We start from the raw sequence: 26,400 nt of genomic DNA, 5'->3' as shown, positions 1-26,400 counted from the left end.
GTCTCGCCCAGGATCTCGTAGCGGCCTACGCCGTCCACACGCATCAACTGGGTATGGCCGCCCGAAACGAGCAGGGCCACAAAGGGAAACTCTGGCGGATCGGCGCTGAGAAAGGGCGACAGCAAATGCCCCTCCAGATGGTGCACACCCAGCACCGGCTTGTTGAGCGCGGCACCCAGCGCGCAGGCCACGCCCGCGCCCACCAACAGCGCCCCCGCCAGACCCGGGCCGCGCGTGTAGGCCACCACGTCCACATCGGCCAGCGTCTGGCCGGACTCGGCCAGCACCTCTTTGGCCAGCGGCAGCACACGGCGAATGTGGTCGCGGCTGGCCAGCTCTGGCACCACGCCACCATAGGCCTGGTGCATCTCGATCTGGCTGTGCAGGGCGTGCGCCAGCAGTGTCGGCACGGCGCTCCCGGTGGCACGCACCAGGGCCACACCCGTTTCGTCGCAGGACGACTCGATCCCCAGAATCAGCAAGCTCATGGCCCCGAGTGTAAAACCCGGGGCACGGCCGCGTCCGGCCTACCAGCGGTCGGAGCGCATGCGCAGCTCCCAGTTGCCGCTGCGCAGTTCGTACACGCCCACCGCGCCATAGCGCTGCTCGCCCTTGTCGTCCCAGGTCATGGTGCCCGTCACCGGCGCGTAGCCATTGATGCTGTGCAGCACCTTGCCGATCTCCTTGGGGTCGGCGGACTTGGCCTTCTGGATCGCCGCGGACAGCACGTACATGCTGTCGTAGCTGTAATGCCCGCCATAGGCCGGCGGCTTCTTGTAGGCCTCGATGTACTTTTCCAGGAAGGCCTTGCCGGCGGTGAACTCCTTGGCCTCCAGCACGGGGGACGTGGCGTACATGCCCTCGATGATGCCGGCGCCCTTGGTCATGTCGGTGGTCTTGATGGTGTCTCCGCCGAGCATGCTGACCTTGGTATGGCCCACCTTGCGCAGTGCCTCCAGCAGGGCCAGCGCCTGGAAGTCGTTGAGCGTGGACACGATGACCTCCACCTGGGCCGCCTTGAGCTCCGTCGCCAGGGCATCAAAGGCCGTGGTCTTGTCGTCGAACGACTTGCGCACCACCACCTCCTTCTTGTCGGCCCGCAGCTGCGCGGCGGCACCGTCGGCAAGCCCCTTGCCGTAGGGCGTGCCGTCGTCCAGGGCGGCGTAGCGGGAGGCACCCAGCTGCGTGGCGGCGAACGAGCCCATGGCGCGGGCCTGCAGCGTGTCGTTGGCCACCATGCGGAAGGTGGTGGGCAGGCCCAGCTGGGTGAACTTGGGGTTGGTGGAGATGGCCAGCTGCGGAATGTCCTTGGCGGCATAGATGGGCGCGGCCTCGATGCTCACGCCGGAATTCAGGTGCCCGATGACCGCCACCACGCCAGCGTCCACCAGCTGCTGCGCCACGGTCTTGCCGGTGGCCGCGTCGGCCTTGTCGTCCACCGACACCACCTCCAGCGTCACGCGCTTGCCGTCCACCGTGTAGCCGCCCTTGTTCAGCTCGGCCACCGCCAGGTTCACGCCATTGAGCAAGTCGTGCCCCAGCGCGCCCAGCGGCCCGCTCAGCGGTTGGGCCACACCGATCTTCACGGTGTCCGGCACCTTGCTGCAGCCCGACAAGCCCACGGCTGCGGCGGCTGCCAGGGCGGCGCACGCCAATGCGGTCGAGACAGTCCTCCGACGCACCTGTGTGTTCATGCCAATTTCCTTCTCTCTGTGGATGTGAATGTGACCAGATGTATATGCGAGTCGCCAGGGTGACGGTACCGGGTATGCCCTGCCGTTTCAGACACTATTAGCAACATTCAGGCCCCGCAACGGCGCCCAACCGGCGCCGCGCCGCCCCGGGGCGTGGCGCAAATGCACCACTTTGTGGCGTAAATATTGCTTGCCCTCCGGGCATGAACGAGTCCCTGCGTATCGTCGTGGTTGCCCCGGATCTGGCCGTTGCCGATGCCGACGATGAGCACGCCCTGCAGCAGGCAGAAAGGTCGCGGGCGCTGCGCATCGGGCTGCTGGAAAACAACTTCAATCTGGTGGCCACCCTCCCGGCCGACGTCTTCCTGAGCGAGCGCATTGCGCAGCTGCAGCCTGACCTCATCATCGTGGACGCCGAAAGCGAGGCGCGCGATGCGCTGGAGCATGTGGTGATGGCAACGCGGGACGCCCGCCGCCCGATCGTGATGTTCACCAACGACGAGGACACCTCGCACGTCCAGGATGCCGTGGCGGCGGGCGTGTCGGCCTACATCGTGGCGGGGCTGGCGCCGCAGCGCATCCGCCCCATCCTGCACGTGGCGGTGGCGCGCTTCCAGCACGAGCAAGCCCTGCGCGCCGAACTGGCCGACGCCAGGAACGAACTCAAGGACCGCAAGACCATCGACCGGGCCAAGGGCCTGCTGATGGAGCGCCAGGGCCTGAGCGAACAGGCGGCCTACGAGAAGCTGCGCAAGACAGCCATGGACAAGGGCCTCAAGCTGGTGGAGGTGGCCCAGCGCATGCTGGACGTGATGGACCTGCTGGGCTGACGGCCGCCCTGCACCCGGCCCCACCCCAACCCCACCCTGCCCGGGCGCGATGCACCGTGGTGCAACGCACAAACACAGTGCATGGGCGGTGTCTGGACGGCGCCTTGTGGCCGCCTGCGCACCCGGCTGCTCCCGCGGCCCGATCGCTTCTCAGCACTAAAAACGCCCTCAGGCGCCCACCCATGCGCGCAAGCAGCTATCAAAAACATAGCAATCACAGCCCCGCCGTGGTGCTGCGCTTTGCTGGCACGTCGCTTGCATGACCCGGTGCGGGACCAACGACGGTCCCACCCTACGGCACCGGCCCAACGACGGGCTCGTGCCACCGCAGTCCCCGCAAGGGCCTGCCCCCCGGACAAAGGCGTCCCCCTCCTGTGCCGGCTTGTGCAAGCAAGCGGCCTGGAGGGGACGCCTTTTTTGTTTTTTGCCGCAACGAGGAAACGCCCCATGACCGATCTGCTCAAGACCCGCCTCCACCGCCGCACCGTGCTGCAGGCCGCCACCGTGGGCGCTGTGGGCGTCAGCCCCGCCCTGCGCGCGCTGGTGCACGCCCAGGGTTCGGACGCTCCGGAGAAGAAGGAAGTCAAGATCGGCTTCATCCCCCTGACCGACTGCGCCAGCGTGGTGATGGCCTCGGTGCTGGGCTTCGACAAGAAGTACGGCGTCACCATCATCCCCACCAAGGAAGCCTCCTGGGCCGGCGTGCGCGACAAGCTGGTCAACGGCGAGCTGGACTTTGCCCATGTGCTCTACGGCCTGGTGTATGGCGTGCACCTGGGCACGGCAGGCCCCAAGAAGGACATGGCCGTGCTCATGGGCCTGAACCACAACGGCCAGGCCATCACGCTGTCGAAGGCGCTGGCCGACAAGGGCGCGGTGGACGGCCCGTCGCTCGCCAAGCTGATGGCCAAGGAAAAGCGCGAATACACCTTTGCCGGCACCTTCCCCACCGGCACCCACGCCATGTGGATGCACTACTGGCTGGCCGCAGCGGGCATCAACCCGCTGTCGGGCGCCAAGCTCATCACCGTGCCGCCGCCGCAAATGGTGGCCAACATGCGCGTGGGCAACATGGACGGCTTCTGCGTGGGCGAGCCCTGGAACCACCGCGCCATCATGGACGGCATCGGCATCACCGCCAACACCACGCAGGACCTCTGGAAAGACCACCCCGAAAAGGTGCTGGGCACCACGGCCGACTTCGTCAAGAAGTACCCCAACACCACGCGCGCCGTGATGATGGCGGTGCTGGAAGCCAGCCAGTGGATCGATGCCAGCCTGTCCAACAAGATGAAGATGGCCGAGACCGTGGCCGGCAAGGCCTACGTGAACACCAGCGTGGACGCCATCAACCAGCGCATTCTGGGCCGCTACCAGAACGGCCTGGGCAAGACCTGGGACGACCCCAACCACATGAAGTTCTTCAACGATGGCGCGGTGAACTTCCCGTACCTGTCCGACGGCATGTGGTTCCTCACGCAGCACAAGCGCTGGGGCCTGCTGAAGGACCACCCCGACTACCTGGGCGTGGCCAAGCAGATCAACCAGGTCGACCTGTACAAGTCGGTGGCCGGCGCCATGAAGATCAATGTGCCCAAGGACCCGATGCGCAGCAGCAAGCTCATGGACGGCGTGGTGTGGGACGGCAAGGACCCCGCCAAGTACGCCGACGGCTTCAAGATCAAGGCCTGACGGCCGCACCGTAACCCCAATCTTCCCCGCCCTTACCCGCCCTTCCCGCAAGCCCTGCACTCCGGAGAAAACACCATGGTCAGTGCCGTCTTTCACGCCCCGTTGGATGCCGCCCCCACGGCGCAGAACGCTATGAATAATGTAGCTGCCAGCGCTTTATCCACGGGCTCCAGAGCCCAAAATACCTCAAAACCTGTCCCTACGACAACGCCCGTCGCCCGCCCGGCGCGCACGCCGCGCGACTGGGCGGCCCTGTCGCGCAGCTTCTGGATGGCGGTGCTGCCGCCGCTGTGCGGCCTGGGCCTGCTCATCGGCCTGTGGGCCGTGGTGTCCGGCACCACGGGCGGCAGCATCCCCAGCCCGCTGGAGACGTGGAAGCAGGCGCTCGACGTGTTCAGCAACCCCTTCTACCGCAACGGCCCCAACGACCAGGGCGTGGGCTGGAACGTGCTGATGTCGCTGGAGCGCGTGGCCGTCGGCTTCGGCATGGCGGCGCTGGTGGGCATTCCGGCGGGCTTTGTCATCGGGCGCTTTGCGTTTCTCTCGCGCATGTTCAACCCGCTCATCAGCCTGCTGCGGCCGGTGTCGCCCCTCGCCTGGCTGCCCATTGGCCTCTTGGTGTTCAAGGGCGCCAACCCGGCCGCCATCTGGACCATCTTCATCTGCTCCATCTGGCCCATGATCATCAACACCGCCGTGGGCGTGCAGCGCGTGCCGCAGGACTACATGAACGTGGCCCGCGTGCTGAACCTGAGCGAATGGAAGATCGCCACCAAAATCCTCTTCCCCGCCGTGCTGCCCTACATGCTCACCGGCGTGCGCTTGGCCGTGGGCACCGCCTGGCTGGTGATCGTGGCGGCCGAGATGCTGACCGGCGGCGTGGGCATCGGCTTTTGGGTATGGGACGAGTGGAACAACCTCAACGTCAAGAACATCATCATCGCGATCTTCGTGATCGGCATCGTCGGGCTGCTGCTGGAGATGGCGCTCATCAAGCTGGCAACCGCATTCACATTCGAAGAGGTCAAGACTTGACCCACCCCTGAGCCGCGCCTGCGGCGCGTCACCCCCTCAAGGGGGCACCACCGGTGGCCCGGCAAAGCCGGTTCCACGGTGGTCCTCGCGAAAAACCAGGAGTTCCCCATGCACACCTCTCACACCACCAAGTTCATCGAGATCCACGGCGTCGAGCAGACCTTCAAGACCGCCAAGGGCCTGTTCCCGGCGCTGAAGGGCATCCACCTCACCATCGCCAAGGGCGAGTTCGTGGCGCTGATCGGCCACTCGGGCTGCGGCAAGTCCACGCTGCTGAACCTGATCGCGGGCCTGACCACGCCCACCAACGGCTCGCTGCTGTGCGCCAACAAGGAGATCAAGGGCCCCGGCCCCGAGCGCGCCGTCGTGTTTCAGAACCACTCGCTGCTGCCCTGGCTGACCTGCTTTGACAACATCTACCTGGCGGTGGAACGCGTGTTTGGCGGCAAGGAAACCAAAGCCCAGCTCAAGGCCCGCACCGACGCCGCGCTGGCCCTGGTGGGCCTGACCCACGCCGGGCAGAAACGCCCCGGCGAAATCTCCGGCGGCATGAAGCAGCGCGTGGGCATTGCCCGGGCGCTCTCCATGGAACCCCAGGTGCTGCTGATGGACGAGCCCTTCGGCGCGCTCGATGCCCTCACCCGCGCCAAGCTGCAGGACGAGCTGCTGGACATCGTGGCCCGCACGCAGAGCACCGTGGTCATGGTGACGCACGACGTGGACGAGGCAGTGCTGCTGTCCGACAAGATCGTGATGATGACCAACGGCCCGGCTGCCACCATCGGCGAAGTGCTGGCCGTGGACCTGCCCCGTCCGCGCAAGCGCGTGGAACTGGCCGAAGACCCGCGCTACGTGCACTGCCGCAAGGCGGTGATCGACTTCCTGTACACGCGCCAGGGGCACGTGGAAAAGGCGGCTTGAGCAACCGGGCGGGCGCACTCGGGGGGGAAGTGCCCCTCCCCCCGCGCACGCCCCGAGAGAACGAAGTAGCGTAGCGCCCTTCCGGGGACTGCCCTTAACGGCTGCCGGAGATGTACTGCTCCAGCTGCTCGATGATGAATTTCTGCTCGGAGATGATGTCCTTGACCAGGTCGCCGATGGAGATCATGCCCACGAGCTTGCCGCCCTCGACCACGGGCAGGTGGCGCAGCCGGTTGTTGCTCATGATCTGCATGCACTGTTCGCTGGTCTGGTCGGGGCGCACGAACAGGACGGCCGTGGTCATCACGTCCCGCACCTGCGTGAGTGACGAGGTCCGCCCCATGAGCGCAATCTTGCGGGCATAGTCGCGCTCCGTGAAGATCCCCACGATGGATTCGCCTTCGGTGACGAGCAAGGCGCCAATGCCCTTGGCCGCCATCAGCTGGAGCGCATCGAACACCGAGGCCCCAGGGGCGACGGAGTACACGGTGGCATCGGGCTTGGACTGGAGAATTTTCGAGACGACGGTCATGGGAACCTCCCTCTGAGAGCCTGGATGGACGCAGCGCGCCAGGGTGCGGCATGCTGGAAACATTTCAGCCCATAAGCCCCGGCGGCGCAACCCGCGCAAGCCCCAGGCGGGCCCTTTTGTGGGCGAAACGCTGCGCCAGGTGTTTCGCTTCTGTTGCATCGGCCGGCAAGCGAAACAAACTGAAAAGAAGCGAAACCGTGGCGAGACGACGCCGCGCCCGCGGCCGGGCACGATAGCCCCCATGTTCAACAACGCTTTGCAGCCCGCTGCAGCGGCTTCCGGGATGCACCTGCCAGGAAATTGGGGGCGCATTGTTTCCAAAACCGGAACAGTTAGTTTGCGACCAGCCGGTTTTTCTTTGGTCCCCTGCGGCGTACAGTTCATCCCATCGATGAGCCGAACCCGCAAAGGCGACTCACCGAACCCGGCGCAAAGCATGGATTGACAGAGTTTCGCACCGGCTTTTTTGAGACGCTTTTTTGACCCAAGGACTTTCATCATGACCAAGAACGCTCGCTACCTGGCCCTTGCCGCCGTTGCAGCCTTTGCCTCGTTTGGCGCCATGGCCGACGAAGCCGACGCTTCGCAGTACGCCACCCAGTACCAGACCAGCCGCACCCGCGCCGAAGTCGCAGCCGAAGCTGCCGCTGCCGCGCAGACGCGCAGCCAGGAACCTGCTGGCTCGCGCATCGTGACCTACACCTCGACGGTGGACCGTGCTGCCGTCCGTGCCGAAGCCGCTGCACACGCCATGCGCGTCGGCCGCACTGCAACGGCCGAAGGTAGCTGATGCGCAGGCAGGGCCCCGCAACCCTGCCCGCCCACGCACCCACTGATTTCCCGCCCCTATTGATTCGTAGATTGATTTACTGGAGTTTCACCATGAACAACACCGCCCGCATCCTGTCCGTCGCCGCCCTGGCCGCTTTTGCCTCCCTGGGTGCCCACGCTGACGAAGCCGACGCTTCGCAATTCGCGACGCAATACCAGACCAACCGCACCCGCGCTGAAGTGGCTTCCGAAGCCGCCACGGTGGCCGCCACCCGCAGCCAAGAGCCCGCAGGCTCCCGCGTGGTGACCTACAAGAGCACCGCCGACCGCGCTGCCGTGCAAGCCCAGGCTGCCGAAGCCGTGCGCACCGGCAAGATCCCCTTCGGCGAAACCGGTTCGCTGTAAGCCCCGCGCGGGGTCCGCGCCTCTTGAATGCACAAAAGCCGAGGCTCCGCAAGGAGCCTCGGCTTTTTTACGCGGGGGAATTCTCCGAGCCCCGGCTTCGCGGCACAGCCTTATTTGCCGGCGCGGGCCTGGGCCACGGCGCCCTGCACGTCCTTCCACAGCCCTTCGCCCACGTTGGCGGCGATGCTGGCGTTCACGGCGCTGAGTTTCTCGCGCATGCGGTTGGCCTCGGCGGCGGGCAACTCGTTCACGTGCATGCCCTTGGCCTTGAGGTCGGCCAGCGCCTTGTCGGCTTCGGCGCGCGTGTCCTGGCGCTCGAAGTCGCGGCTCTTCTTGGCGGCGTCCAGCAGCACCTTCTGCTCGGCCTTGGAAAGGCCATCCCAATACTTCTTGCTCACCAGCACGATCCACGGGCTGTAGACGTGGTTCGTCACCGTGAGGTACTTCTGCACCTCATAGAACTTGCTCGACAGAATGGTGTTGTACGGGTTCTCCTGGCCGTCCACCGTCTTGGTCTCCAGCGCCGTGAACAGCTCCGAGAACGGCAGCGGCACGGCGTTGGCGCCCAGGGTCTTGAAGCTGTCTAGGAACACGGTGTTCTGCATCACGCGCAGCTTCACGCCGTCCATGTCTTCCAGCTTGGTGATCGCGCGCTTGTTGTTGGTGAGGTTGCGGAAACCGTTCTCCCAGTACACCAGGCCCACCAGGCCCTTTTCCTGCAGCTTGTCCATCACCTTCTGGCCCACGGGGCCGTCCAGCACGGCGTCCGCCTCCTTGGCGTTGTTGAACAGGAACGGCGTGTCCCAGATGGCCATTTCCTTGGTGATGCCGACCAGCGTGGCGGTGGAGCCCACCATCATCTCCTGCGCGCCGCCGATCAGGGCCTGCTGCATTTGCACGTCCGAGCCCAGCGCTGCCGCGCCGATGGCGCGGATCTTCATCTTGCCGCCCGAGGCTTTCTCCACCTCTTGCGCAAACAGCTTGGTGGCCCGGCCCTGGTTGGAGTCTTCGTTCAGGCCGTAGCCGAAGCGGATGATGCGGGGCTTGAAGTCTTGCGCGGAGGCCTGGAACGAGCAGGCGACGGCAGCGACTGACAGAGCGGCCAGCAGGGTACGACGGAAAATCTTCATGGTTGTCTCCATTGGCAAGAAAAGGAAAGAGAAACGAGCAGATGGCTAGCGCAGCCACACGACCGGCGCGGTCACGATCTGGGGAAAAACGACCAGCAGCGCCAGGATCAGCACGTAGGTGATGAGGAACGGGTTCACGCCCTTGATGACGCTGTGCATCGAGATGCGCCCCACCCCGGCCACCACGTTGAGCACCGTGCCCACGGGCGGCGTAATGAGGCCGATGGCGCCGTTGAGCACGAACATCAGGCCGAAGTACACGGGATCGATGCCCGCCTTCACGGCGATGGGCAGCATGACGGGCGCGAAGATCAGGATGGTGGGCGTGAGGTCCAGCGCCGTGCCAATGAGCACCAGCACCACCATCATCACCGCCATCAACAGGCGCGGGCTTTGCACCAGCGGGCCCAGCCAGCCGGTGAGCACGCTGGGCAGGTCGGCCAGCGTGATCATGTAGCTCGCCACCTGGGCGCCCGCGCAGAGGAACATCACGATGGCCGTGGTCTTGGCGGCGCGCACCAGCACGCCGTACACGTCCGCCAGCTTCATCTCCCGGTGCACGAACAGCGCCACCATCAGCGCGTAGAACGCGGCCACCACGGCGGCTTCGGTGGGCGTGAACACGCCGGTCTTCATGCCGCCGATGATGATGAGCGGCATCAGCATGGCCCAGAAGGCGCGCGCCGTGGCGCGCAGGCGGTCCTTGACGGGCAGGGGCTCGCCCTGGGGCAGGTCCATGCCGCGCAGCACCCAGCGCCAGGCAAAGATCAGACCCGCCCCCATCATCAGCCCCGGCACGATGCCCGACACAAACAGTGCCGAGATGGAGGTGTTGGTCGTCACGCCGTAGATCACGAAGGGCATGGACGGCGGAATGATGGGCGCGATGATCCCGCCCGAAGCCAGCAGGCCCGCCGAGGTGTTCATGGGATACCCCTGCTGGCGCATCATGGGCAACAGGATGGTGGCCAGCGCCGCCGTGTCGGCCAGGGCCGAGCCGCTCATGCTGGCCATGAGCACGGCCGCGCCGATGGCCACATAGCCCAGCCCGCCGCGGATGTGCCCCACCCAGGCCTGCGCCATGTCGATGATGCGGCGGCTGATGCCGCCCGAATTCATCAGCTCCCCCGCCAGGATGAAGAACGGCACGGCCAGCAGCGGAAAGCTGTCCACCCCCGCCACCAGGTTCTGGGCCAGCAGCTGCGCGTCCCAGAAGTCGAGCACCCAGGCCATGCCAGCGCCCGTCAGCACCAGGGCCAGGCCCATGTTCATGCCGGTGCCCATCAGCACCAGCATGCCCAGCGAAAAAACAAGAAAAGCCTGTGCTTCGGGTCCCATCGCCATCACTCCACCTCCGCGCCGTGGCCCAGGTCCAGCGGCTTGCGTTGAATCAGTTCGATGGCCGCCATCACCCCGATGGCCACCGCGCACAGCAGCGCCGGCAGCGGCAGCAGCGCCGCCGGATAAGCCATGACCACCGAACGGCTGCCCATGCCCACCACCACCTGCTGCCAGGCGCCCCAGGCCAGCATGGCGCAGGCGGCAATCACCAGCAGCCGGATGACGGCCGTCAGCACGGCAAAAGCCATGGGGCGCCTGGCCAGCAGGCCCGCCAGGCTGGTGAACGCCATGTGCTCGCCTGCCGGGTAGGCCGCGGCCGCGCCAATGAAAACCATCCACACGAACAGCAGGCGCGAGAGTTCCTCGCTCGCCGCCACGCCGCTGCCAAAACCGTAGCGCAGCACCACATTGGTGAAGACCGCCACCGCCATCACGCCCAGGCAGGCTGCCATGGCCACCTGGGCGGCCTGCGCGGCACGGCTGACTTTTGGGATTGCGCTGTCCTTGGGTGCTGCGGGCGGGGTGTTCATGCGGACTCCTGGGAAGCGGCCAGCCAGGCGGAGGCCTGCTGCTGCAAGGTGGACAACGGCGCCAAGGCGTCCAGCCGCAGCACGCCGGGCTCGCCCACGGGCGGCTCCAGCGTGGCAAATTGGCTGTCCACCAGGGAACTGGAGAAAAAATGCGTGCCGGCCCGCGCCGCCACCCGCTGGCCGGCACTGGCCCGGTCGATCTCCAGAAAGACAAACCGCAGGCCCGGGCAGGCACTGCGCAGCCGGTCGCGGTAGGCGCGCTTGAGGGCGGAACAGGTCAGCACCGCGCCTTGCGGCCGCGCCTGCAGCAATTGCCCCAGGGCCGCCAGCCACCCGTCCCGGTCTGCATCCGTCAGGGCAATGCCCTGGCGCATCTTCTCGCGGCTGGCGGGGCTGTGGTGGTCGTCGCCTTCAATGAGGGCCAGTCCCTCGGCGTCAGCCAGGGCTGCGCCCAGGCTGGACTTGCCGCAGCCGGCTACGCCCATGACCACGATAAAAACTGCTGGCGGGGATGCACCCATGTTGGTAGCGCTGTCCAAACAAACTGCAAAAAAGCTCCCACCAAGGGGTGCGACGAAAATCCGCGACAAGCGGGGGCAAATTCGTCCAAAATCAGGAGCACTGCGGTGCGCTTTTGTTTGGACAGCGCTATCCTATCCCCAACCCCCGGCATTCCCATAAGGGTTAACCCTTGAGCAAACCTGAGACCAAACCCCGCCGCGGCAGCGGCCGTATCACGTTGAGCGATGTGGCCAAGGCGGCGGGCGTGAGCCCCATCACTGCGTCCCGCGCCCTGCGCGGCGAGCGCGCCGTGGCCCCGGAACTGGTGCAGCGGGTGAAGGACGCCGCCCAGCAGCTGGGCTACGTGCCGGACCCGGCGGCGCGCGCGTTGGCGTCGCAGCGCAGCGTGCAGGTGCCCGTGCTGGTGCCGCTGCTGTCCAATGCGCTGTTCGTGGACGTGCTGGACGCCGTGCACCGCGTGCTGTTCCCCCAGGGCTACCAGGCCCTGATCGGCGTGACGCACTACGACCCGCAAGAGGAAGAGCAGCTGCTGCGCACCTACCTGGCCCACCGGCCCGCGGGGCTGCTGGTGACGGGCTTTGACCGCACCGAGGCCGCGCGGCAGATGATTGCCGCCAGCGGCGTTCCCTGCGTACACCTGATGGAGATGACCTCGGCCGCCGGCGTGTACTGCGTGGGCTTTTCGCAGCAGGACGCCGGCCACAGCATGACCGCGCACCTGCTGGCGCGGGGCCGGCGCAAGGTGGCGTTCGTGGCGGCCCAGCTGGACCCGCGCACCATGCAGCGCGCCGAGGGCTACCGCCGCTGCCTGCGCGAGGCCGGCCTGTACGACCCGCGGCTGGAGCTGCTGAGCCCCGAGCCCTCGTCCATCCGGCTGGGTGCCGAGCTGCTGGAGGAAGTGCTGCGCACCCGCCCCGGCGTGGATGCCGTGTTCTTCTGCAACGACGACCTGGCCCAGGGTGGCCTGCTGGCCGCGCAGCGCCTGGGCCTGGCGGTGCCGGGCCAGGTGGCGATTGCGGGCTTCAACGACCTGGCCGGCAGCGACCAGATGCTGCCGCCGCTGACCACCGTGCGCACGCCCCGCTCAGCCATCGGCGAGGCGAGCGCGCGCATGCTGCTGGGGCTGATGCGTGGCGACGTGCCGGAGCACAACTCCGTGGACCTGGGGTTTGAGCTGACTGTGCGCGGCAGCACCTGAAGATACCGGCCGCGGCCCTGCCGTGGTTTTTTAGTGTTTTCGGGCTTCAGCCCTTTATGCACCTGCGCAAGAAGCTACCATTTTTATAGCAAACGCGCACCGGCGCTATGCCACCGCTGCAGCGGCACCTTGCGCGGGGGCATCCTTCATTTCGCGGCGCAGTGCCACGGCGTCCCGCAGCTGGGCGGGCGCTGAGGCATCGATGCGGAACACCTGCACCGTCTCGGCCATGGTCTGGGCCTGCCCGCTGAGCTGCATCGCGGACGCCGCGTTTTCCTCCACCAGCGCAGCGTTCTGCTGGGTGATGGAATCCAGCTGGATCACCGCGCTGTTGACCTGCGAGATGCCCGATAGCTGCTCGTCGCTGGCGTGGTGGATCTCGCCGATCAGCGTGTGCACGCGCCGCACCAGGTCCAGCGACTGCGCCATCGTCTTTTGTGCCGCCTCGGTCTTCAGATGGCCCTCGCTCACCTTGGCGGCCGAATCGTCGATGAGCTGGCGGATTTCCTTGGCGGCGGACAGGGTGCGGTGGGACAGGTTGCGCACCTCCGAGGCCACCACCGCAAATCCTCGCCCCTGCTCGCCCGCACGCGCCGCCTCGACCGCAGCGTTGAGCGCAAGCAGGTTGGTCTGGAACGCGATGCTGTCGATGAGCTGCGTGATCTCGCTGATGCGGCCCGAAGCGGCCTGGATCTGCTGCATGGTGCTGGCCACGCCGTCCACGGCCTGGTTGCTGCGCTCGGCCACTTCGCTGGCTTGCGTGGCCAGCTGCGTGGCCTGGCGCGCGGATTCAGCGGTCTGCTTGACGGTGCCGGTGATCTCGTCCATGGCCGCGGCGGTCTGCTCCAGGTTGCTGGCCTGGGCTTCCGTGCGCATGGACAGGTCCTGGTTGCCCTGCGCGATCTCGCGGGTGGAATCCTGCATGTGCTCGCTCTCGTGGCGCGCATCGCGCACGATGGACAGCAGGTTCACGTTGAGCTGGGCCAGCGCCTTCTGCAGCTGGCCCACCACCCCCTTGCGGGTGGCCGTGATCTTCTGCGTGAGGTCGCCCGCGGCCATGCGGTTGGCCCAGCGCAGCATTTCCTCCATCGGCGCCACGGTCGACCGGTGCAGGTAGACCGCCATGGCCAGGGCCAGCAGCACCACGCCCAGCCACGCCGCCCCGGCCATCCAGCCCGGCGCGGCCGCTGCCAGCGCAGCGGCGCCCCACGACGCCGCCACCGGCAGCAGGGTGCACAGCACGATCCTGCCCAGCGGACCCGGGCGCAGGGCGCGGCCTGCGCGGTGCAACGGGTGGTTGTTCACCGGCTGCGCTTCGTGCAGGGCGTGCACCAGCCGGCCTGCTTCCTTCTCGGCCCGCATCTGGCGGTACAGCCGCTCGGCGGCCTCGATCTGCTCGCGCGTGGCCTCGGTGCGCACCGACATGTAGCCCGTGGGCTGGTCCCCCTGCATCAGGGGCGTGACGTTGGCCATCACCCAGTAGAAGCTGCCGTCCTTGCGGCGGTTCTTGACCGGCGCCGACCACGGGATGCCGCGCTCGATCGTGTCCCACAGGTCGCGGAACGCTTCCTCGGGCATGTCGGGGTGGCGGATCATGTTGTGGGGCTAGCCCAGCAGTTCGTCCCTGCGGTAGCCGCTCACCTCGATGAAGCTGGGGTTGCAGTACAGGATGCGTCCCTTGAGGTCCGTGGTGGACACCAACGTTGCACCTTTGGGAAATGCGTACTCTTGCGAGGTCACGGGCAGATTGACGCGCATGGAACACTCCTCCAGGTTGCGGCCGGACGCCCGGACGGACGCTCGCCAGTAACACGCCGGCCGCAGCCCGGCGCCTGCCCGCCAGTGCGGGAACCCCACGGCCGCCGTTGAGGCCACCTCGCCCGCCGGGGGCGCCGGCCCCGGGCGGACGCCACCCGCCAGCAGGGAATAAAACAATTTGTTACTTCATTCTAGTACCAGGTCCGCCGCGCTTGCACGGTGAACGTGCGCAACCGCTCCACGGCTCCCCAAAACAGGGCGCCCGCCTTGGCATGCGCATTGCTAACCGATGTCAACGGCCCGGCAGGGCCACGCCCCCAACGGTGCAACGGCGCACCCCGGGTGGCAGGGACGAAGGCGTCCGCACATGCGCGCCCGGCACAACGCTGGCGCCGCACGGTGTGGACGCCTTTTTTTTGTTGCGCGCGCCGCAGGGCGTGCGGCGAACGGGAGCCACGACGATGAACAAGCCCAGGCTGGTGATGGTGGGAAACGGCATGGCCGGTGTGCGCACGCTGGAAGAGCTGCTCAAGATCGCGCCCGACCGGTATGACATCACGGTGTTCGGCGCGGAGCCGCACCCCCACTACAACCGCATCCTGCTGTCGCCGGTGCTGGCCGGCGAGCAGACGCTGCAGGAGATCGTCCTCAACGACTGGCAGTGGTATGCCGACCACCGCATCACCCTGCACGCCGGCTGCACGGTGACGGACGTGGACCGCGTGCGGCGCGTGGTCCGCGCCACGCGAGCGGACGGCACGGTGGTCACCGCCGAATACGACCGCCTGATTCTGGCCACCGGCTCTAACCCCTTCATCCTGCCCCTGCCCGGCAACACCTTGCCGGGCGTGCTGGCCTACCGCGACATTGCCGACACGCAGGCGATGATCGACGCCGCCGCCACCTACCGGCACGCAGTGGTCATCGGCGGCGGCCTGCTCGGACTGGAGGCCGCCAACGGCCTGATGAAGCGCGGCATGCAGGTCACGGTGGTGCATGTGGGCGACTGGCTGATGGAACGCCAGCTGGACGATGTGGCCGGCAAGCTGCTGCAGCAATCGCTGGCCGAGCGCGGCCTGCGGTTCCTGATGAAGGCGCAGACGCAGGCGCTGCTGCCCGGCCCCACGGGGCGCGTGGCCGCCGTGCAGTTCAAGGACGGCACCCAGCTGCCCGCCGACCTGGTGGTGATGGCCGTGGGGATCCGCCCCAACACCGCCCTGGCCGAGAAAATGCGCCTGCACGTGCACCGCGGCATCGTAGTGAGCGACACGCTGCAGACCACCACCGACCCGCGCATCTACGCCGTGGGCGAATGCGCTGCGCACCGGGGCGTTGCCTATGGCCTGGTGGCCCCGCTGTTTGAGCAGGGCAAGGTGGCAGCCAACCACCTGGCCGAGATCGGCTGCGGCCGCTACCAAGGCTCGCTCACCTCCACCAAGCTCAAGGTCACAGGCATCGACCTGTTCAGCGCCGGCGACTTTCGCGGCGGGGAGCACACCGAAGAGATCGTGATGAGCGACCCCTTGGGCGGCGTGTACAAGAAGCTGGTCATCCAGGACGACAAGCTGGTGGGCGCCTGCCTGTACGGCGACACGGTGGACGGCGGCTGGTACCTGGAGCTGCTGCGCGACGGCCGCAGCGTGAGCGACATCCGCGACACGCTGATGTTTGGCGAGGCGGCCGGGGCCGCGCGCCAGCCTTCCGCGGCCCAGCCCGCCTGAACCACCTTCCCTGGAGCGCCCCATGCAACGCCGTACCGCCGTCTTCCGCCTCGTCTCCACCGCCGCCGCCCTGAGCGCCGCCACACCCTGGCGCGTGGCCCGCGCACAGGTCACGGACCTCAACGACGCCATCAACAAGGCCGGCCGCCAGCGCATGCTGAGCCAGCGCATGGGCAAGGCCTGGCTGGCCCTGGCCCACCAGGCCGACACGCCCACGGCCCGCCAGGTGCTGGAGCAGTCCATGGCGCTGTTCGAGCGCCAGCTGGCGGAACTCAAAGCCTATGCGCCCACGCCCGGCATCCGCGACACCTACCTGAAGCTGGAGGCCGCGTGGGCCGAGCACAAGGCCACGCTGCAGACCGCCAGCCTCACCGCCGACCGCGCGGCAGCCCTGCTGCAGGCCGACGCCAAGGTGCTGGCCCTGGCCCACCAGGGCACCACACAGTACGAAGCCGCCTCGGGCAAGCCCGTGGGCCACCTGGTGAACGTGGCAGGCCGCCAGCGCATGCTCAGCCAGCGCATGGCCAAGTTCTACCTGGCCGCCAGGCTGCCGGTGGACCCGGCCACCGCCACGGCCGAAATCGCCAAGGCCCGCAGCGAATTCGTCAGCGCCACCGAGCTGCTGCGCAACGCACCGCAGGCCACGCAGCGCATCCGGCAGGAACTGGCGCTGGCCGACGGCCAGTGGGTTTTCTTCGACGCCGCACTGCAGCGCATGCAAGGCGGCGGCAGCACCAACCGCCAGGTGGCCGAGGTGTTCGTGGCCAGCGAAAACCTGCTGTCCAGCATGGACCGCGTGACCGGCCTGTACGCAGCGCTGGCGGCGGGAAATGGCCCCGCTCCACCCGTGCACATGCCCCGCCTGACCGGGCAGAGAGCCAATCCATCACTCTCAAAACAATAGCTGCTTGCGCTTACCCCATAAGCGCTGCAGCCCAAAACAACCCAACCATCACCCCGCCATGCAAGAAACAAAATCCACCTGCCCCTACTGCGGCGTAGGCTGCGGCGTGATCATCGAAAGCACCGGCACAGAGATCACCGGCGTGCGCGGCGACCCCACCCACCCCGCCAACTTCGGCCGCCTGTGCACCAAGGGCTCCACCCTGCACCTCACCGCCAGCCAGGCGCTGGCGCAGCAGACCCGCCTGCTGCAACCCCTGCACCGCGCCCAGCGCAACGCGCCGGCCCAGCCCCTGCCGTGGGACGCCGCGCTCGACCTGGCCTCGCACCGCCTGGCCCGCACGGTGCGCGAGCATGGCCCCGACGCCGTGGGCTTCTACGTCAGCGGTCAGCTGCTCACCGAGGACTACTACGTCTTCAACAAGCTGGCCAAGGGCCTGATCGGCACCAACAACATCGACACCAACTCGCGCCTGTGCATGAGCAGCGCCGTGGCCGGCTACAAGCAGACGCTGGGCGCGGACGCGCCGCCCGCCTGCTACGACGACGTGCAGCACGCGCAGTGCCTGTTCATCGTGGGCAGCAACGCGGCCTGGGCGCACCCCATCCTGTTCCGCCGCATCGAGGACGCGCGCGCCGCCCACCCGGGTATGAAGGTCATCGTGGCCGACCCGCGCCGCACCGACACCGCCGGCACGGCCGACCTGTTCCTGCCCCTGCAGCCGGGCAGCGACGTGATGCTGTTCAACGGCATGTTGCACCTGATGCTGCGGGAGGGCTGGCACGACGCGGCCTACATCGCCGCACACACCACGGGCTTTGACGCGCTGAAGGCCCTGGTGCGCGACTGCACGCCCGAGCGCGTGGCCGAGGTGTGCGGCATCCCGGTGGCCGACCTGACCACGGCCGCGCGGTGGTTTGCGCAATCCCCGGCCACGCTCAGCCTCTACTGCCAGGGGCTGAACCAGAGCAGCAGCGGCACCGCCAAGAACGCCTCGCTCATCAACCTGCACCTGGCCACGGGCCAGATCGGCAAGCCCGGCGCCGGCCCCTTCAGCCTGACCGGCCAGCCCAACGCCATGGGCGGGCGCGAGGTGGGCGGCCTGGCCAACCTGCTCAGCGCGCACCGCGACCTGGCCAACCCCGCGCACCGCGCCGAAGTGGCCGCGCTGTGGGGCGTGGACGATGTGCCCGCCAAGCCCGGCAAGACGGCGGTGGAGATGTTCCAGGCCGCGGCCGATGGCGAAATCAAGGCCCTGTGGATTGCCTGCACCAACCCCGCGCAAAGCATGCCCGACCAGGCCACCGTGCGCCGCGCCTTGCAGCGCGCGGAGTTCGTGGTGGTGCAGGAGGCCTTTGCCACGGCCGCCACCTGCGCCTACGCCGACCTGCTGCTGCCCGCCACCACCTGGGGCGAAAAAACCGGCACCGTGACCAACAGCGAACGCCGCATTTCGCGCGTGCGCGCCGCCGTGCCCGCACCGGGCCTGGCGCGGCACGACTGGGCGATTGCGGTGCAGCTGGCACACCGGCTGGAGGCTCTGCTGCGCCCGGGTGCGCCCACGCTCTTCCCCTACACCACCCAGCACGCCGAGGCCGGCGCCGAGGCCGTGTGGAACGAGCACCGCGAAAGCACCCGCGGGCGGGACCTGGACATCACCGGGCTGTCGTGGGAGATGCTGGAATCCCGCGGGCCGCAGCAGTGGCCGCTGGCAGAAAACGCGGCGGCGGGCAAGGCACGCTTGTACGCGGACGGCATCTTTCCCACCGCCGACGGCCGCGCCCGCTTTGCAGCGCACGCATGGCAGCCCACGGCGGAACCGCGCGATTCGCACTACCCCTTCAGCCTGACCACCGGCCGTCTGCGCGACCAATGGCACGGCATGACGCGCACCGGCCAGCTCGGCCGCCTGTTCGGCCACGTGGCCGAGCCCAGCGTGCAACTGCACCCGCAGGACATGCAGCGGCAGGGACTGGAAAGCGGCGACCTGGTCTGCGTGACCAGCAAGCGCGGCACCATCGTGGTGCCCGCGCAGGCCGATGCCACCGTGGGCCTGTCGCAGGCCTTCATGGCCATGCATTGGGGCAGCGAGTTCCTGAGCGGCTGCGCGGCCACCGGCGAGCGGCTGGCGGGCGTGAACGCGCTCACCACGTCCGCCTTTTGCCCCACGTCCAAGCAGCCCGAACTGAAGCACGCGGCCGTGAAGATCGCCAAGGCCGGGCTGCCCTGGACGCTGCTGGCCATGGCCTGGCTGCCGGCCGACAGCGCCCAGGCCACCCGCGAGGCGCTGTCGGCCCTGATGGGGCAGTTTCCCTTCGCCAGCTGCGTGCCCTTCAGCAACCACACCCCGCTGCACGAGCCCGGCCGCGAGCGCACCGGCGTGCTGCTGCGCGCCGCCGCCCACGCTGCGCCGCCCGGCGCCACCGTGGAGCGCATCGAAGCGCTGCTGGGCCTGCACGGTGCCGATACCTTGCGCTACACCGACCAGCAGCGCGGCCAGCGCCGTGCCGCACGCCTGGTGCGCGGGGCCGACGGTGCCACCACGCTCGAAGGCATCGTGCTGGCCGGCGACACCCGCGCCGAAGGCTGGCTCAAGACCCTGCTGCAGGAAGAGCTGCCCGCCCAAGCCTACGGACGCCTGCTGCTGGTGCCGGCCGCCCAGGCGCCCGTGGCGGTGCAGTCGCGCGGCAAGCCGGTGTGCACCTGCTTCAACGTGACAGACGCCGCCATCACCGCCCAACTGGCGCACTGCCGCGGCACGGACGAGGACCGGCTGGCGCAGCTGCAGGGCCAACTGCGCTGCGGCACCAACTGCGGATCGTGCGTGCCGGAGCTCAAGCGCATGGTGCGGGCCACCGGGCCGCAGGCGTCCCCACCACTCGCGCAGGCCACCATATAACCAAAAGTTCGCTTGCTTGCGGGAAAATACCCCTCGGACCCACAAACCCCACCAGGACTTGTGCAACAGGGCGCCAGCTAGGCGCTTTCGGCGCAGACAGTACGCCTGTACGGCAAGCCGAAATAACGACGCTGGAGCCCTGTTTCACAAGTCCCGCCAAAAAAGACCATGGGCATTAGCCAGTACATCAAAGAGATTGGCCGCGGCGCACGCGGCGCCAAGCCCCTCACGCGCGAGCAGGCCGCCGACCTGTTCGGCCAGGTGCTGGACGGCACCGTGTCCGATCTGGAGATCGGCGCCTTCTGCCTGGCCATGCGCATCAAGGGCGAGACGGCCGAGGAGATGTGCGGCTTTCTGGACGCCACGCACCAGCGCCTGGCCCTGCTGCCCGCCACCGACCGCCCGCTCATCGTGCTGCCCAGCTACAACGGCGCGCGCAAGCTGCCGGTGCTCACGCCCCTGCTGGCCCTGCTGCTGGCGCGCGAAGGCCTGCCCGTTCTGCTGCACGGCATGCGCACCGAGGCGCGGCGGGTCTTGGCGTCCGATGTGCTGCTAGCGCTCGATGTACCTGCGCTGGAAGCTCCTGAAAAGATAGCAAACGGCGCGGTGCGCCACATCCACACGCGGCACCTGCACCCGGGCCTGGCGCGCCTGCTGGCCGTGCGCGAGGTGGTGGGACTGCGCAACCCCGGGCACAGCGTGGTCAAGCTGATGAACCCGTGCGCGGGGCCTTCGGTCGTGGTGACGGCCTACACGCACCCCGAGTATTTCGAGATGCTGCAGAGCACCTTCCGCACGCTGGGCATGAACGCCCTGCTCTCGCGCGGGCTGGAGGGCGAGGTGGCCACCGACCCGCGCCGCACGCCGCGCTACGACGGCTTTGTGCGCGGCGTGCACGCGGTGCTGGAGGCGCAGCAGCCCGGCACGGCCAGCGAGGTTCCCGGCCTGCCCGCCGAGATCGACATCGCCGCCACGGCCGCCTACACCCGCCGCGTGCTGGCGGGCGAGCTGCCCGTGCCCGCCGCCATTGCACGGCAGGTGGAACATATCTTGCGGATCGCTGATCAGAACATTTTGGAGACCTCCCCATGAGCCGCCGCACCCCACCCGACAGCCAGCCGCCCGCCGCGATAACGCCCGCCGCCACCGCACCGACGGTACGCGGCCGCTGCACGCTGGTGGGCGCGGGCCCCGGCGACCCGGAGCTGCTGACCCTCAAGGCCCTCAAGGCCATCCAGGCCGCCACCGTGCTGCTGGTGGATGACCTGGTGAGCGACGCCATCGTGGCGCACGCATCGCCCGCGGCCCGCATCGTGTACGTGGGCAAGCGCGGCGGCTGCAAGAGCACGCCGCAGGCCTTCATCGAAAAGCTGATGCTCACCGCCGTGAACGAAGGCGAGACCGTGGTGCGCCTCAAGGGCGGCGACCCCTTCATCTTCGGCCGCGGCGGCGAAGAGGTGGAACACCTGCGCGCCGCCGGCGTGCAGGTGGACGTGGTCAACGGCATCACCGCCGGCCTGGCGGGGCTGACGGCGCTGGGCGCGCCGCTGACCCACCGCGAGCACGCGCACGGCGTGGTCTTCGTCACCGGCCACGCCAAGCCCGGCGATGCAGGCACCGACTGGCGCCAGCTGGCCGCCACGGCGCGCGACGCCCGGCTCACGCTGGTGATCTACATGGGCGTGAGCGGCGCCTCCACGATCGAGCAGGAGCTGCTGACCGGCCTGCCCGCCAACACGCCCGTGGCCATCATCCAGCACGCCACCCTGCCGCACCAGCGGCACGCGGTGGCCACGCTGGGCACGCTGCACGCGACCATCACGCGGGAAGGCCTGGCCAGCCCGTCCGTGATCGTGGTGGGCGATGTGGTGCAGGGCATCCTGGCTGCGACCACCAGCGCTGGTGCCGGCACGCGCGCGGACGCGGCGGCTCCGGCCCGGCGCGCAGGCTGAGCGGCCCTCGCTTGCCCGGCACTTTGCCCGGCACCTCGCCCGGCCGCCACGCGCCGTGCGGCTTCGCGGACAGACCCGTCCACTCGGTCCGCGATTGGCCCGGGTATTGCTTGAAGGCAGGGACCCGCAGGCCACCCGCACAAGGACGCACCATGTCAGCCTTTTCCCTTGCCCCCCGCTCCAGCACGCCCCCTGCCCCCGCCCAGCGCCCTGCAGCATCGCTGCCGGCCGTGCCCGGCGCGCCCCGCGCGGCGCGGGACGCAGGTGCCGGCCATGGCATGTCGCTGGTGAACCTGGCCGCACGCCAGCGCATGCTGTCGCAGCGCATGGTGCTGCAGACCGTGCTGGCCGCACGCGGCAGCGACCTGCACCTGAAGGCTGCGCGCAGTTCCCTGGCGCTGTTCAAGGACAGCCAGGCCCGGCTGGTGGACACGCCGCGCCAGCTGGACGCGGCCAGTGCGGAATGCATCCGCAACGCTTACCACGGTCCTGCGGGCGTGGCGGCCACCATTGACGCGTTTGCCCAGCGGGCAGAAACCGCCCTGGAACACGCCGAGCGCCAGAGCCCGCGCGTGGACGACGCCGTGGCCCGGCTGGTGGAAGCGACCGACGGCGCGCTGGAGGCGCTGAACGCCGCCACCACCGCATTCGACCAGGTGGGCCGCGCCCAGTCCGAGACGCTGATGAAGGAACTGGCCGGCATCGTCGCGTCCATCCAGACCGTGGCGCGCGAGGCCAAGGTGGTGAGCTTCAACGCGCAGGTCATGGCCGCGCGTGCCGGCGAGCACGGGCGCGAATTCGCGGTGGTGGCCAACGTGCTGTCGGGCATCACCCACGAGATCGACGGGCTGTCGCTCCAGGCCGTCTCGCTGGCGGGGCGCAACCGCAGCGCTGCCTGAGGCCGTAGGGTCTCAGCCGGTGACTTCGCGCACCTGCGCAAAGCGCTCGGCCAGCTCCTTGCGCAGGGCCTTGCGCAACTGCGCGGCCTCCCAGCGGCGCTTCTCGTCGGGGGTGGCGGGCGACAGGGGCGGGACCTTCACGGGCTTGCGCGACTCGTCCACCGCCACCATGGTGAAGAAGCAGCTGTTCACGTGCCGCACCACCTGCGAGCGGATGTCCTCGGCCACCACCTTGATGCCGATCTCCATCGACGAGGAGCCCGTGTAGTTCACGCTGGCCAGAAAGGTCACCAGCTCGCCCACATGGATGGGCTGCAGGAACATGACCTGGTCCACGCTCAGCGTGACCACATAGCAGCCCGAGTAGCGGCTGGCGCACGAATACGCCACCTGGTCCAGCAGCTTCAGGATGGCGCCGCCATGGACGTTGCCCGAAAAGTTGGCCATGTCCGGCGACATGAGCACGGTCATGCTCAGCTGGTGCGAGGGAATGTTCATGCGCCGATTCTAGGATTGCCTGCCGGCCCGCGCCGGCCCTGGGGTTCTCGCTACACTCGCGCCTCGCCGCCGCATCCAGGCCGCGCAACCCGCAGGAGGACCCATGCTCGACATCGACAAGCTCAACGAACTCACCGAAGGCCACGGCGCGCTGCGCACAGGGCGCGGCATGGTGTCGGGCGTCATCGCGCTCACCCTGGCCATCCTGTGCTTCCTGGGCGTGCTGGCCTTCCACTTTCCTGAATACCTCACCACGCCGCAGCTGCGCAAGAGCTACGACGTGTCCGTGATCCGCACCATCATGCTGGCGGCCATGGCCATTGCGGGCGGCATCTCGCTGGTCAACATCCTCTTCAACCGCGCGCGCTGGCTGGCCACGTTTGCCTTTGCCATGGTGGCGCTCACGGCGCTCTTGGGCGGGCACAAGGTGGAGGTGGACCCGAACTTTCCGGACAACACGCCGTACATCGGCCTGGACTGGTTCATCCTGGACCTGCTGGGCAGCTCGCTGATCTTCATCTTCATCGAGAAGCTGTTTGCGCTGCGCAAGGACCAGCCCGTGTTCCGCGCCGAGTGGCAGACCGACTTCCACCACTTCATCGTGAACCACATGGTGGTGGGCTTCGTGCTGCTGGCCACCAACCTGGTGGTGCACAAGTTCTTCGGCTGGGCGGCCAACGACGGCATCCGCGGCTGGGTGCAGGGCCTGAACTTCTGGGTGGCGCTGTTCCTCATCATCCTGGTGGCCGACCTGGTGCAGTACTGGACGCACCGCGCCTACCACGAGGTGCCCGTGCTGTGGCGCCTGCACGCGGTGCACCACAGCGTCAAGAGCATGGACTGGATGGCCGGCTCGCGCCAGCACATCCTGGAGCTGCTCATCACCCGCACGCTGGTGCTGGCGCCCATCTACGTGCTGGGCTTTTCCAAGGAAGTGATCGACGCGTACATCGTGGTCGTGGGCTTCCAGGCCGTGTTCAACCACGCCAACGTGAGCGTGCGCCTGGGGCCGCTGCGCTACGTGCTGGTCACGCCCAACTTCCACCACTGGCACCACAGCCAGGACCAGGAGGCGCTGGACAAGAACTACGCGGCGCATTTCGCCTTCCTGGACTATCTCTTCGGCACGGCCGTGAAGAGCACCAAGCTCTGGCCCGAACACTACGGCGTGCTGGGCGACTACGTGCCCAACGGCTTTGTGAACCAGTTCAAGTTTCCGTTCACCTGGAAGGGCTGAGCGCCCCGGCGGCACGCCGGTGCGCGGCGCGGCCGCGAGATCTCAGCAAGCTCAGAGCGACCCCAGTTCCGCCTCCAGCGCCTTCAGGCGCTCGCGCAGCTCCTCGGTGCGCGCCTCGCAAGCGGCCTTCTCCTGGCCGGCGGCGGCGGCGCGCTCCTGCGCGAACTGGGTGCCGGAGGCCAGGGTGCTGCGCCGCAGGGGGCCGGCATGGGCCACGGCTTCGGCGGGCTGCGCAGCGCACTCGCGCTGCTGGCGCTCCACCGCGGCACGCGCCTCGGGAACGCCCTGGTTTTGCAGGTAGTACTTGCGCTGCCAGGTCGGGCCGAAGGCCCCTTCCCGGGCAGCCGGGGCTGCCGCGGCCGGCGGAGCCACCGGCGTGGCGCCCTGCATCGCCGGGCGCACATCGATCGTTTCGCCCTCGCCCGGGCAGGGCGCGTCCTGGAACGCGATCTTGCCGTCGGCATCGGTGCATTTGTTGATGGCCCAGGCCGGGGCCAGCGCGCCCAGCAGCAGGGCGCAAGCGGCACAGCGGATCACGGCGGAGTTCATGCGAAGGTCCTTGGCGGGTGGAGCAGCAGCGCACATGCTACCCCGCCCTGGCAAGCCCGGGGCCTACAATCCGCCGCTCCCATGACCACCCCTTTCTTTGACGCCATCATCCTCGGCGCCGGTGCGGCCGGCCTGTTTTGCGCGGGCCAGGCGGGCCAGCGGGGCCTGAAGGTCTTGCTCATCGACCATGCCGACAAGGTGGCCGAGAAGATCCGCATCTCGGGCGGCGGGCGCTGCAACTTCACCAACCGCGACCTGGATCCGGCCGCGCCGCACAAGCACTTTGTCGGGCAGAACCCGCAGTTCTGCCGCTCGGCGCTGTCGCGCTACACGCCGGCGGACTTCATTGCGCTGGTGCAAAAGCACGGCATTCCGTTCCACGAGAAGCACAAGGGCCAGCTGTTTGCTGACCGCTCGGCCGAGGACATCATCGCCATGTTGCTGGCCGAGTGCGAGGCCGGGGGCGTCACCCGCTGGCAGCCGTGCAGCGTCAAGAATATTGCCTTTTTGGCCTCTAGCGCAGATCCACCAAGCGCTGGCAGCTATCAAATTGATACTGACCGCGGTCCGGTGCAGGCACGCTCGCTGGTGGTGGCCACGGGCGGCTTGTCCATCCCCAAGATCGGCGCGACGGATTTTGGCTACCGGCTGGCGCAGCAGTTCAACATCCCGCTGGTCGAGCGCCGCCCGGGCCTGGTGCCGCTGACGTTTGACGGTGCGGGCTGGGCGCCGTATGCGCAGCTGGCCGGGCTGGCGCTGCCCGTGCAGATCAGCACCGGCGCCAAGAAAACCCGCACGGCGTTTGACGAGGATTTGCTCTTCACCCACCGCGGCCTGTCGGGCCCGGCGGTGCTGCAGATTTCGAGCTACTGGCAGGAGGGCACGCCGCTGGCCATCAACCTCGCCCCCAACGTAGACCTGCCGGCCGCGCTGGCGCAGGGCAAGGTCCGCTCGCGCAAGCTGGTTGCCAACGAACTGGCCACGCTGGTGCCGAGCCGCCTGGCCGATGCCTGGGCCCGCCGCGAGGCGGACTGGCAGCGCCCCATCAACGAGGCATCGGACAAGGCCCTGGCGCGCCTGGCCGAGCAGTTGGCGCGCTGGGAGCTGACGCCCACCGGCACCGAGGGCTACAAGAAGGCGGAGGTGACGTTGGGCGGCGTGGACACCCGGGCGCTGTCGCAGCAGACGATGGAGTGCAAGGCCCAGCCGGGGCTGTATTTCATCGGCGAGGTGGTGGACGTGACGGGCTGGCTGGGCGGCTACAACTTCCAGTGGGCCTGGGCCAGCGCGCATGCGTGTGCGCAGGCGCTGGCGGGTCCTCCGGCTTGAACTGGAACTGGAACTGGAACTGGGACTGACCGTTCGGGCTGAGCCCGCCGAAG

At 68.2% G+C, this 26,400-nt stretch carries 23 protein-coding genes and 3 pseudogenes; 16 read left to right on the top strand and 10 right to left on the bottom strand.

Annotation, left to right across the window (positions count from 1 at the left end; translation table 11 throughout):
* Positions 1–488 (bottom strand): annotated as a pseudogene (locus tag LWW96_RS10470) (tRNA (adenosine(37)-N6)-threonylcarbamoyltransferase complex transferase subunit TsaD); the annotation flags it as partial.
* Positions 489–527: 39 nt separating this feature from the next.
* Positions 528–1,694: a branched-chain amino acid ABC transporter substrate-binding protein gene (locus tag LWW96_RS10465; protein WP_291486687.1), complete on the bottom strand. Its 1,167-nt coding sequence runs from the start codon at positions 1,692–1,694 to the stop codon at positions 528–530.
* 203 nt (positions 1,695–1,897) lie between these two features.
* Between LWW96_RS10465 and LWW96_RS10460 the strand changes: the two genes are divergently transcribed.
* From LWW96_RS10460 to LWW96_RS10445, 4 genes are all read left to right on the top strand, one after another.
* Positions 1,898–2,524: an ANTAR domain-containing protein gene (locus LWW96_RS10460; RefSeq protein WP_291486685.1), complete on the top strand. Its 627-nt coding sequence runs from the start codon at positions 1,898–1,900 to the stop codon at positions 2,522–2,524.
* A 447-nt stretch (positions 2,525–2,971) separates the two neighbouring features.
* A complete protein-coding gene (locus LWW96_RS10455) occupies positions 2,972–4,216 on the top strand; it encodes a CmpA/NrtA family ABC transporter substrate-binding protein (protein WP_291486683.1) in 1,245 nt (414 codons plus the stop codon).
* A 75-nt stretch (positions 4,217–4,291) separates the two neighbouring features.
* Positions 4,292–5,251 carry a nitrate ABC transporter permease gene (ntrB, locus tag LWW96_RS10450; RefSeq protein ID WP_291486681.1) on the top strand — a complete coding sequence of 320 codons (960 nt, stop codon included), beginning with the start codon at positions 4,292–4,294 and terminating at the stop codon, positions 5,249–5,251.
* A 108-nt stretch (positions 5,252–5,359) separates the two neighbouring features.
* Positions 5,360–6,172 carry an ABC transporter ATP-binding protein gene (locus LWW96_RS10445; protein WP_291486679.1) on the top strand — a complete coding sequence of 271 codons (813 nt, stop codon included), beginning with the start codon at positions 5,360–5,362 and terminating at the stop codon, positions 6,170–6,172.
* Between the two features lie 94 nt (positions 6,173–6,266).
* Here the strand turns inward: LWW96_RS10445 and LWW96_RS10440 are convergent, their stop codons facing one another.
* Positions 6,267–6,704 (bottom strand): CBS domain-containing protein, encoded by a 438-nt coding sequence (locus LWW96_RS10440; protein ID WP_291486677.1) that lies wholly within the window; start codon positions 6,702–6,704, stop codon positions 6,267–6,269.
* A 241-nt stretch (positions 6,705–6,945) separates the two neighbouring features.
* Here LWW96_RS10440 and LWW96_RS10435 point away from each other — a divergent pair, with 241 nt between their 5' ends.
* The 3 genes from LWW96_RS10435 to LWW96_RS10425 all read left to right on the top strand — a co-directional run bounded on the left by LWW96_RS10435 (position 6,946) and on the right by LWW96_RS10425 (position 7,880).
* Positions 6,946–7,149, top strand: coding sequence for a hypothetical protein (locus tag LWW96_RS10435; protein WP_291486675.1), 204 nt, complete (start codon positions 6,946–6,948; stop codon positions 7,147–7,149).
* Positions 7,150–7,203: 54 nt separating this feature from the next.
* The gene (locus LWW96_RS10430) at positions 7,204–7,494 is read left to right on the top strand and encodes a DUF4148 domain-containing protein (RefSeq protein ID WP_291486673.1); all 291 of its coding nucleotides are present in this window, start codon (positions 7,204–7,206) and stop codon (positions 7,492–7,494) included.
* A gap of 92 nt (positions 7,495–7,586) precedes the next feature.
* Positions 7,587–7,880, top strand: coding sequence for a DUF4148 domain-containing protein (locus LWW96_RS10425; protein WP_291486671.1), 294 nt, complete (start codon positions 7,587–7,589; stop codon positions 7,878–7,880).
* A gap of 110 nt (positions 7,881–7,990) precedes the next feature.
* Here LWW96_RS10425 and LWW96_RS10420 read toward each other — a convergent pair whose 3' ends face one another.
* Genes LWW96_RS10420 through LWW96_RS10405 form a run of 4 tightly spaced genes read right to left on the bottom strand, consistent with a single transcriptional unit; the run spans position 7,991 to position 11,366 of the window.
* A complete protein-coding gene (locus tag LWW96_RS10420) occupies positions 7,991–9,010 on the bottom strand; it encodes a TRAP transporter substrate-binding protein (protein ID WP_291486669.1) in 1,020 nt (339 codons plus the stop codon).
* A gap of 45 nt (positions 9,011–9,055) precedes the next feature.
* Positions 9,056–10,348 carry a TRAP transporter large permease subunit gene (locus LWW96_RS10415; RefSeq protein ID WP_291486667.1) on the bottom strand — a complete coding sequence of 431 codons (1,293 nt, stop codon included), beginning with the start codon at positions 10,346–10,348 and terminating at the stop codon, positions 9,056–9,058.
* Positions 10,349–10,353: 5 nt separating this feature from the next.
* Entirely contained in the window at positions 10,354–10,881 is a 528-nt protein-coding gene (locus LWW96_RS10410) for a TRAP transporter small permease subunit (protein ID WP_291486666.1), read from the bottom strand.
* Positions 10,878–11,366 (bottom strand): gluconokinase, encoded by a 489-nt coding sequence (locus tag LWW96_RS10405; RefSeq protein ID WP_291486689.1) that lies wholly within the window; start codon positions 11,364–11,366, stop codon positions 10,878–10,880. The genes LWW96_RS10410 and LWW96_RS10405 overlap by 4 nt, the downstream gene beginning before the upstream one ends.
* Before the next feature lie 206 nt (positions 11,367–11,572).
* Here LWW96_RS10405 and LWW96_RS10400 point away from each other — a divergent pair, with 206 nt between their 5' ends.
* A complete protein-coding gene (locus LWW96_RS10400; protein ID WP_291486665.1) occupies positions 11,573–12,601 on the top strand; it encodes a LacI family DNA-binding transcriptional regulator in 1,029 nt (342 codons plus the stop codon).
* 105 nt (positions 12,602–12,706) lie between these two features.
* Here LWW96_RS10400 and LWW96_RS10395 read toward each other — a convergent pair.
* Positions 12,707–14,359 (bottom strand): annotated as a pseudogene (locus LWW96_RS10395) (methyl-accepting chemotaxis protein).
* Between the two features lie 461 nt (positions 14,360–14,820).
* Between LWW96_RS10395 and LWW96_RS10390 the strand changes: the two are divergent.
* From LWW96_RS10390 to LWW96_RS10365, 6 genes and pseudogenes are all read left to right on the top strand, one after another.
* Positions 14,821–16,038: pseudogene (locus tag LWW96_RS10390) on the top strand (FAD-dependent oxidoreductase); the annotation flags it as partial.
* 64 nt (positions 16,039–16,102) lie between these two features.
* Positions 16,103–16,984, top strand: a complete 882-nt coding sequence (locus LWW96_RS10385) for a type IV pili methyl-accepting chemotaxis transducer N-terminal domain-containing protein (RefSeq protein ID WP_291486664.1) — start codon at positions 16,103–16,105, stop codon at positions 16,982–16,984.
* Positions 16,985–17,042: 58 nt separating this feature from the next.
* A complete protein-coding gene (locus tag LWW96_RS10380; protein ID WP_291486663.1) occupies positions 17,043–19,883 on the top strand; it encodes a nitrate reductase in 2,841 nt (946 codons plus the stop codon).
* Between the two features lie 168 nt (positions 19,884–20,051).
* Positions 20,052–20,975: a DNA-binding protein YbiB gene (gene ybiB / locus LWW96_RS10375; protein WP_291486661.1), complete on the top strand. Its 924-nt coding sequence runs from the start codon at positions 20,052–20,054 to the stop codon at positions 20,973–20,975.
* Entirely contained in the window at positions 20,972–21,835 is an 864-nt protein-coding gene (gene cobA, locus LWW96_RS10370; RefSeq protein ID WP_291486659.1) for a uroporphyrinogen-III C-methyltransferase, read from the top strand. Before ybiB ends, cobA begins: the two co-directional genes overlap by 4 nt.
* A 152-nt stretch (positions 21,836–21,987) precedes the next feature.
* Positions 21,988–22,734 carry a type IV pili methyl-accepting chemotaxis transducer N-terminal domain-containing protein gene (locus tag LWW96_RS10365; RefSeq protein ID WP_291486657.1) on the top strand — a complete coding sequence of 249 codons (747 nt, stop codon included), beginning with the start codon at positions 21,988–21,990 and terminating at the stop codon, positions 22,732–22,734.
* 12 nt (positions 22,735–22,746) lie between these two features.
* On the opposite strand, the gene LWW96_RS10360 is transcribed toward LWW96_RS10365, so the two are convergent.
* A complete protein-coding gene (locus tag LWW96_RS10360) occupies positions 22,747–23,232 on the bottom strand; it encodes an acyl-CoA thioesterase (RefSeq protein WP_291486655.1) in 486 nt (161 codons plus the stop codon).
* A gap of 103 nt (positions 23,233–23,335) precedes the next feature.
* On the opposite strand from LWW96_RS10360, the gene LWW96_RS10355 reads away from it, so the two are divergent.
* Positions 23,336–24,469: a sterol desaturase family protein gene (locus LWW96_RS10355; RefSeq protein WP_291486653.1), complete on the top strand. Its 1,134-nt coding sequence runs from the start codon at positions 23,336–23,338 to the stop codon at positions 24,467–24,469.
* A 51-nt stretch (positions 24,470–24,520) separates the two neighbouring features.
* On the opposite strand, the gene LWW96_RS10350 is transcribed toward LWW96_RS10355, so the two are convergent.
* Complete coding sequence (locus LWW96_RS10350) at positions 24,521–25,018, bottom strand: DUF4124 domain-containing protein (protein ID WP_291486651.1); 498 nt, start codon at positions 25,016–25,018, stop codon at positions 24,521–24,523.
* Positions 25,019–25,099: 81 nt separating this feature from the next.
* Between LWW96_RS10350 and LWW96_RS10345 the strand changes: the two genes are divergently transcribed.
* On the top strand, positions 25,100–26,347 hold the full coding sequence (locus LWW96_RS10345) for an NAD(P)/FAD-dependent oxidoreductase (protein ID WP_291486649.1): 1,248 nt from the start codon (positions 25,100–25,102) through the stop codon (positions 26,345–26,347).
* Positions 26,348–26,400 lie beyond the last annotated feature (53 nt).

Source organism: Acidovorax sp. (assembly GCF_021287135.1).
Classification (GTDB): Bacteria; Pseudomonadota; Gammaproteobacteria; order Burkholderiales; family Burkholderiaceae_C; genus Acidovorax.
The sequence above is the reverse complement of the archived record's forward strand: the minus strand, read 5'-3'. Positions and strand labels throughout refer to the sequence as shown.

What these genes read in the sequence shown, in the direction of transcription:
- LWW96_RS10380 (WP_291486663.1), top strand. Translation starts at nt 17,043, where the DNA reads ATGCAAGAAACAAAATCCACCTGCCCCTACTGCGGCGTAGGCTGCGGC.
- LWW96_RS10455 (WP_291486683.1), top strand. Translation starts at nt 2,972, where the DNA reads ATGACCGATCTGCTCAAGACCCGCCTCCACCGCCGCACCGTGCTGCAG.
- LWW96_RS10435 (WP_291486675.1), top strand. Translation starts at nt 6,946, where the DNA reads ATGTTCAACAACGCTTTGCAGCCCGCTGCAGCGGCTTCCGGGATGCAC.
- LWW96_RS10355 (WP_291486653.1), top strand. Translation starts at nt 23,336, where the DNA reads ATGCTCGACATCGACAAGCTCAACGAACTCACCGAAGGCCACGGCGCG.
- LWW96_RS10350 (WP_291486651.1), bottom strand. Translation starts at nt 25,018, where the DNA reads ATGAACTCCGCCGTGATCCGCTGTGCCGCTTGCGCCCTGCTGCTGGGC.
- LWW96_RS10410 (WP_291486666.1), bottom strand. Translation starts at nt 10,881, where the DNA reads ATGAACACCCCGCCCGCAGCACCCAAGGACAGCGCAATCCCAAAAGTC.
- ybiB (WP_291486661.1), top strand. Translation starts at nt 20,052, where the DNA reads ATGGGCATTAGCCAGTACATCAAAGAGATTGGCCGCGGCGCACGCGGC.
- LWW96_RS10460 (WP_291486685.1), top strand. Translation starts at nt 1,898, where the DNA reads ATGAACGAGTCCCTGCGTATCGTCGTGGTTGCCCCGGATCTGGCCGTT.
- LWW96_RS10415 (WP_291486667.1), bottom strand. Translation starts at nt 10,348, where the DNA reads ATGGGACCCGAAGCACAGGCTTTTCTTGTTTTTTCGCTGGGCATGCTG.
- LWW96_RS10425 (WP_291486671.1), top strand. Translation starts at nt 7,587, where the DNA reads ATGAACAACACCGCCCGCATCCTGTCCGTCGCCGCCCTGGCCGCTTTT.
- LWW96_RS10430 (WP_291486673.1), top strand. Translation starts at nt 7,204, where the DNA reads ATGACCAAGAACGCTCGCTACCTGGCCCTTGCCGCCGTTGCAGCCTTT.
- cobA (WP_291486659.1), top strand. Translation starts at nt 20,972, where the DNA reads ATGAGCCGCCGCACCCCACCCGACAGCCAGCCGCCCGCCGCGATAACG.
- LWW96_RS10405 (WP_291486689.1), bottom strand. Translation starts at nt 11,366, where the DNA reads ATGGGCGTAGCCGGCTGCGGCAAGTCCAGCCTGGGCGCAGCCCTGGCT.
- LWW96_RS10420 (WP_291486669.1), bottom strand. Translation starts at nt 9,010, where the DNA reads ATGAAGATTTTCCGTCGTACCCTGCTGGCCGCTCTGTCAGTCGCTGCC.
- LWW96_RS10465 (WP_291486687.1), bottom strand. Translation starts at nt 1,694, where the DNA reads ATGAACACACAGGTGCGTCGGAGGACTGTCTCGACCGCATTGGCGTGC.
- LWW96_RS10345 (WP_291486649.1), top strand. Translation starts at nt 25,100, where the DNA reads ATGACCACCCCTTTCTTTGACGCCATCATCCTCGGCGCCGGTGCGGCC.
- LWW96_RS10365 (WP_291486657.1), top strand. Translation starts at nt 21,988, where the DNA reads ATGTCAGCCTTTTCCCTTGCCCCCCGCTCCAGCACGCCCCCTGCCCCC.
- ntrB (WP_291486681.1), top strand. Translation starts at nt 4,292, where the DNA reads ATGGTCAGTGCCGTCTTTCACGCCCCGTTGGATGCCGCCCCCACGGCG.
- LWW96_RS10440 (WP_291486677.1), bottom strand. Translation starts at nt 6,704, where the DNA reads ATGACCGTCGTCTCGAAAATTCTCCAGTCCAAGCCCGATGCCACCGTG.
- LWW96_RS10445 (WP_291486679.1), top strand. Translation starts at nt 5,360, where the DNA reads ATGCACACCTCTCACACCACCAAGTTCATCGAGATCCACGGCGTCGAG.
- LWW96_RS10385 (WP_291486664.1), top strand. Translation starts at nt 16,103, where the DNA reads ATGCAACGCCGTACCGCCGTCTTCCGCCTCGTCTCCACCGCCGCCGCC.
- LWW96_RS10360 (WP_291486655.1), bottom strand. Translation starts at nt 23,232, where the DNA reads ATGAACATTCCCTCGCACCAGCTGAGCATGACCGTGCTCATGTCGCCG.